Annotated in this window: 1 protein-coding gene; it reads right to left on the reverse strand. The window is 65.7% G+C overall.

The genetic code is table 11. The features are described from left to right. Nucleotides 1-2,208: 2,208 nt before the first annotated feature. Entirely contained in the window at nucleotides 2,209-2,655 is a 447-nt protein-coding gene (locus ABZU75_RS46050; RefSeq protein WP_355569795.1) for a hypothetical protein, read from the reverse strand. Nucleotides 2,656-2,974 lie beyond the last annotated feature (319 nt).

Raw genomic sequence — 2,974 nt, forward strand, 5'->3', positions numbered from 1 at the left:
TCGTCGAACGGCTCGTCCCGGCCATTGCCCCCCCCCCCCCCCCGGGTTACCCTGGGGGGCGCCCCCCCCCCCCGGGGCCCCACCACCTCTGGCGGGTGAATGCCGTGGAAGCATGCCGCCGCTTCGCCGCGGGCTACATGCACCCGATGGCCCCGTACGAGCTGACGAGGCCCATGGCACCGGTGGTGCAGACAGATCCGGCGAGGCCGGTGGGCACGGCGGAGTAGACATGTCCGCTGAGACTGGCAGGTGTGATGGCGCAGACGGGTTGGAGAGCGACCATGGCGCCGGTCAGGTCGACGCATCCGCTGGACGGGGGCGTGGCGGGCCCCGCCAGGGTCGTCGCACCTGCCGGGCCTGTCGCGCCCCTGGGTCCTGCCGGACCTCTAGGTCCCGCGGGGCCTTGAGGCCCTGCTGGTCCTGGGCGTCCTGCCGGTCCTGCCAGGGGCGCCGCACCTGCGGGTCCTGCTGGGCCGGTGGCGCCTCTGGGTCCTGCGGGGCCCGTCGGTCCTGTCAGCCCCATCGGGCCTGTCAGTCCCGTCAGTCCTGTCAATCCCATCGGGCCTGTCAGTCCCATCGGGCCTGTCAGTCCCATCGGGCCTGTCAGTCCCATCGGTCCTGTCAATCCCGTCGGTCCTGTCAGTCCCATCGGGCCTGTCAATCCCATCGGGCCCGCGGGTCCTCCTGGCCCCATCGGTCCTGTCAGCCCTGTCAGCCCTGTCAGCCCTGTCGGTCCTGCTGGTCCTGCTGGTCCTGCTGGTCCTCCCGGTCCCATCGGGCCTGTCAATCCCATCGGGCCCGCGGGTCCTCCTGGCCCCATCGGTCCTGTCAGCCCTGTCGGTCCTGCTGGTCCTGCGGGTCCTCCCGGTCCCATCGGGCCTGTCAATCCCATCGGGCCCGCGGGTCCTCCTGGCCCCATCGGTCCTGTCAGCCCTGCCGGTCCTGCTGGTCCTGCGGGTCCTCCCGGTCCCATCGGGCCTGTCAATCCCATCGGGCCCGCGGGTCCTCCTGGCCCCATCGGTCCTGTCAACCCTGCCGGTCCTGCCGGTCCTCCCGGTCCCATCGGTCCTGCTGGTCCTGCTGGTCCCATCGGTCCTGCTGGTCCTGCCGGTCCTGGAGGTCCTGCTGGTCCTGGAGGCCCTGCCGGTCCTGCCGGTCCTGCGAACGCGTTGGTGGAACTGGTAGCAGTGGGGCGCCGCCCAGTAGGCCTGCCGGGGGCGGTCAGATCGATCACCCTGGGCCCGTCGCGCTCGTCGTCGCGCTCATCGTCCCGGTCGCGATCCCTGTCGAAGGCGGGCCTGGCGCCCCGGTCGCAGTCGTTGTCCCGGCCACCGTCACCGTCACCGTCACCGTCACCGTCCCCGCCCCAGCCTCGACCTCGACCCCAGCCGGGACCGCCAGGGCATCCACAGTGACGGCCTCTGCGGCATCCGCAGGAGCGGCACGGGCGAAGAATAGGCTTCTCACCGCTGTGCACGGAATGTTGGAGACGGGCCTTGCCCCCGTTACCTTCGTTACCCCCATTGTCGCCGTGAGGTGCGAACAGAATGCTTGCGTTGTCGGCGGTGGCGCTCGCCGGAACCTGGTTCGACGACATCACGAGGATGCCTGCCATCGCCGCGACGGCCAAAGCGCCGGCACGCTTACCGGAATGGGCTGGCGCCCACTTGCCCCTACGAGGAAGCACGTTATTTCCCCATATCTTTACTAATTCCGAAAATATCCGGATCCGTCGTGCAGCCACGGAAGTGACGACGGAACAGGAGATACCCGAGGCTTATGGGGATAACGCTCCGGCATAGTTCAGGAAGAGCAAATAAGCGGCACTGTGCAGAAAAACCTATGCCTCATCTACGGTTTAGTCAGATTTAGGATGATTGTTCGGGCGTAGTGTTCCATGGGAGCTTTTATGATGTCCGATGAGCGGGAAAAGGTGATGATATCAGGGGGCGGGAGGGTCGGGCGGTCCAATGCTGATGATCAACGATCGGCGTTGCCCGGAAAATGTATTTCCTCATAGTTCGGTGGCATAACCACATGTAACTTCACGCTTTAAACGACAGTGTGTGTCGTACCGGTGTGAACCGGTACGACACACACTTCTTCCCTGCTCCTGGCGTGGGTGACCGCTCCTGCTCGTCGTGCCGTGCCGTCACCGGACGGGTTCCACTTGGCGGCGTATCACCTGTCGCGGCCAGGTGTCAGGGACTACTTGTCGCGGATGATGATCTCCGGGAATGACGGGTCGTTCTGGAGGTCCCTCATCATTCTTTCCGAGCGCGTGAGGCGCTCGCGCCCAGGTCCCTCGCGCCCGGGTCCCTCGTTCTCGTTGAAGTCGTTCCCGCCCCGGCGGCCGCGGTAACGGTCGTAGGGACGGTCCTGGTGGCGGTTCGGCCTTCCCCGCCACCTGTCCGAGGGCCTCTCCTCGCGGTACTGCCGGCGGGAGGGGTTGGGGTTGGGGGAGAGGCGGCCGTCGAGAGTGCTGTCGGCATTCAGCTGTGAGATCGAGCCGAGCGCCTGGACCTGCCCGATGGCGGCGTTGGCCGGTGCCTGGTTCGACGTCATGAGGATGCCGGAGACTGCCGCGATGGCGAGGACGCCCACCCGCCTGCCGGAGATCGGCCCCGGTGTCCGTCCGCTCTTTCGAGGAAGCACGTTATTTCCCCATCTCGTTTCTGGTTCCGAAAACATCTGATATCCCTCACTACCTCATAAGCGGCAGCAGCTAGGAGATACCCCTCGGACAGTGAGATAGCTCATTGAAACGGTTGAGGCAGAGCAAATAAATGGCGCCGTGAAGGCTGATGGGAGTTTATCTATTATTATTTACGGTTTTGTCATAGTTGTTCGTATGTTATGAGAGGCGAGGTTGCTGCGAATTACCGGCCGGTTCCTCGGTGGGAAACCCTGAGGTGGGGGTCAGCACCGCCGGTCAGCGAGACGACCTGCCTGGTATCGCCGGTGACACCGGCGA

This window comes from Streptosporangium sp. NPDC005286 (genome assembly GCF_040607515.1).
In the GTDB taxonomy this organism is placed as follows: domain Bacteria; phylum Actinomycetota; class Actinomycetes; order Streptosporangiales; family Streptosporangiaceae; genus Streptosporangium.